This is a genomic window from Mycobacterium sp. TH-M11 (assembly GCF_057473725.1).
In genome coordinates this window covers 1-3097 of the sequence record NZ_JBYCLD010000022.1, presented here as the reverse complement: position 1 = coordinate 3097, position 3097 = coordinate 1, and the positions used below count along the sequence as shown (strand labels likewise).

Genomic DNA, 3097 nt, shown 5'->3' with positions numbered 1-3097 from the left:
CAGCCGGCGCACCATCGAGCGCAGGACGTGCTGGCGCCGCAGCACCCGCTGCCGGCGCGCCGACCGGCGCCCAGGGCGGCTCGGGTCCAGGACTCGGTCAGCTCGGTCAGCTCGGACAGCTCGGCGGCCAAATGGCCCAGTCGCTCGAGGGCCTGGGCAAAGGCCACGGCGGCGGCGGTAATTCGCTCGGGCAACTCGTGCAGACCGCCGAGCAAATCGCCCAGCAGTTCGCTCAGGGGCACGGCGACAGTGCGGACCACCCCGCCGATGGCGCGCAACCCGGTGACGACACTGCTGCGGGCAGGCCGCCCACAGAACAGACACCGACACAACGCGCGACGCCGCGGCCCCAATAACAGCCGCCGCGCAGAACGGATCGCCAAATTTGTGCCCGGATCACGCTTTTCACCCGCTTAGACTGAAATGCTGGGCTGTGCAAGCTGGAAAGGGGAATCGACGTGGGTGCTCTTGATGCCTTCTTGTCGACCTGGACGAATGCGCGCGACACCTTGGGTCAGGGCACTCCGCAGGAAGGTGCCCCGTTCGACAACAGCAGCAAGTTGCGTCAGCTGCAGACCACGGTCGCGGCCGCGGCGCCCGGGGAGAATTGGACCGGCGCCTCGGCCGACCGCTACGCGGAGGCGAACAGTAAGCAGGGCAGGGTGTTGGGGCAGATGGCCGGGCTCGATCAGCGCCTGGGCGCCGAGGTCGATCGCTCGGCGGCGGTGGTGGCTGCGGGTCGGCAGAACTTGGACGGCGTCAAGCAGTGGGTGCTCGACGCTGCTGCGGCGGTACCCCAAGGCGATCAGCGTGAGCAGCAGTTGTTGCCGATCGCGCGCAAGGGCATTGGGGACGTCGTCGACGTTGTGAAACAGACCAACGGCGACCTCAACAGCATCGGCGGTCGCATCCAGGCGATCGGCAACGAATACAAAGAGCTCGGCGGTGCCGACGATAAAGACCGCAGGGACAACATCGTCGGTGGCGATCCTCCGTATGACACCGGCTCGGAGATCCCCGTCGGCAAAGACCCCAAGGACGTCAAAAAGTGGTGGGATGCGCAACCGCAGGACAAAAAGGATCAACTTCTACGCGACTGGCCCGACAAGTTGGGCAACCTGAACGGCATACCCGTCGCCGCACGCGATAAGGCCAACCAGACGATCATGCAGCAAGACATCAACCGTCCGGCCGAGGTGGCCAAGGCACGCGGCGTGAGCGTCGACGAGGTGCTGGCCCACCCCGACCTTTACGGCATGGACGGGCCGATGATGGATCGCTATCGCAATGCGGTCCAGGTTCAGAAGGGTCTCGATTATGACAGCGCTCAGACGCACCAGAAGACCTTCTTGTATGTGTACGACCCAGAAGCGTTTGACGGCAAGGGGCGCGCAGCCATCGCAATAGGGGACCCCGATAAAGCCGTCAACACGGCGGTGGTCGTGCCAGGTACCAGCCACAGCGTCACCGAGGGTTGGCTGAGCCAAAAGGATGCGGCCAATGTCTTCAACGAGACACAAGCCGTAGATACGAAGCGGTCGACATCCGTGATCGCATGGATGGGCTACGACGCGCCGAACAGCATGACAGACCCGCAGGTCGGGCAAACCGGCCTCGCACATCAAGGGGGCGCGTTGCTGGCCTCAGACGTCAACGCCCTCAGCGCTACTCACGACAGCGCGACCCCCACACATGTCACGGTGATCGGTCACTCGTACGGCTCAACAACCGTGGCCGACGCGGCGGCCGGCTACGGTATGCGTGTCAACGATGTGGTGCTTCTGGGCTGCCCGGGAACCGACATGGCCACGGATGCCGCCCATTTCGATCTGGCTCCCGGCGGTCATGTGTACGTGGGGGGTGCTTCCGGCGATCCGGTTTCGTACCTTGGCGGCATCGGTCAAGGGCACATCCCGGGAACTGACATCACCGTGGCGCTGGGGAACGATCCGTACGTCGACGGCTTTGGATCGACTCGGTTCAAGGCGGAGAACTCCGAGTGGGGAGTAGTCAGCGACCATAGCCACTACTTTGACAAGGACAGCGAATCCCTATTCAGTATCGGCGATATCGCCTCGGGAGAGGGCGCGAGGCTGGAACAGGACGGTGTGACAGCGCCGCATCGCGTACGTATTCCGGGTCCGTTGCCGCTTCCGGAAATCGATCCGGAAGCGGCGCGCGAAGCGAGAGGTCGCACTCATCAGTAGCGTCATGTTGGCTAAAAAAATTCGAGTACTCGTCGGCGCCGTAGGCACCGCTGTCGTCACCGCAATTATCGTTTCAGGATGTGGACCATTGAATTCCAGCACAGACCATGTATCAAATCCGCTGACACCGGAGCAGTCCAAGGACCAGGTCCTCGCCGCTGCACGCGAAATCGTCGCCGCGGTCGGTGTTCACGTTGTCAGCGCCTCCTTCACCCGCTCCTCATGCAACGATGACGGCGTCGCACCCTTCCAGGGCGTAGTCAATATCTCCTACCCGCTGGCGCCAAATCTGGAGCAATCAGACGCCGAGGTCGCACGGATGGCGCAGCGGCTTGAAAGCTTGGGCTGGAAAGGCGATCCCAAACTGCACACCCACGCCACAGCACTCAAGAAAAATAACGTGGTTGTTCATCTCGCACCACAAAGTGTGGGTTCGGTTAGCCGAGGCATCGACGTGTACGGGGAGTGTCGTGACGTGACGACAACGAAGAGCGCTGCGGGGTCGGTCGAACCCGTCAGCCTGGGCTGACAGGTTAGCTGACCGGAGGTATCCGGCGCCGTCTTAAACTTCTTGTCAGCGGCTGGCCGGGCCTGGCCGCTGAGCCGATCTCCTTCGGTTGACGAAGATGGCTGTGCAGCAATCGATTCAGGCTAGCTTCTGCTGTTCCTGCCGCAGGCATGCGGAGGTTCCAAGCGATGAAGATCGCCGCGAGCCCCGTCGTCTTGAAGCGGGGCGGCCCCTCGATCACTAAATAGCTGAGCCGAAATAGATTCAGTCCCTCATCACCGCGCCGCGCCGGCCAGGGCCTCGTCGAGCAGGGCAGTGAGGTGTTGCCAGTAAAGCCAGTCGGCAACCGCGCTGCGTTGTTCGACGGCGTGCACTGCCGAGT

Annotated in this window: 3 protein-coding genes; 2 read left to right on the top strand and 1 reads right to left on the bottom strand. The window is 63.1% G+C overall.

What is annotated here, in order from left to right; translation table 11 throughout:
- Positions 1 to 278, bottom strand: a 278-nt coding sequence (locus AC2VOG_RS01015) for a hypothetical protein (protein ID WP_486938054.1), incomplete at its 3' end; no start/stop codon positions are given.
- A 180-nt stretch (positions 279 to 458) separates the two neighbouring features.
- On the opposite strand from AC2VOG_RS01015, the gene AC2VOG_RS01010 reads away from it, so the two are divergent.
- Entirely contained in the window at positions 459 to 2207 is a 1749-nt protein-coding gene (locus AC2VOG_RS01010) for an alpha/beta hydrolase (RefSeq protein WP_486938053.1), read from the top strand.
- A gap of 4 nt (positions 2208 to 2211) precedes the next feature.
- The gene (locus AC2VOG_RS01005; protein WP_486938052.1) at positions 2212 to 2736 is read left to right on the top strand and encodes a hypothetical protein; all 525 of its coding nucleotides are present in this window, start codon (positions 2212 to 2214) and stop codon (positions 2734 to 2736) included.
- Positions 2737 to 3097 lie beyond the last annotated feature (361 nt).

Bases quoted from the DNA above. Each gene is read 5' to 3' on its own strand.
- AC2VOG_RS01005 (WP_486938052.1), top strand. From the start codon at position 2,212: ATGTTGGCTAAAAAAATTCGAGTACTCGTCGGCGCCGTAGGCACCGCT.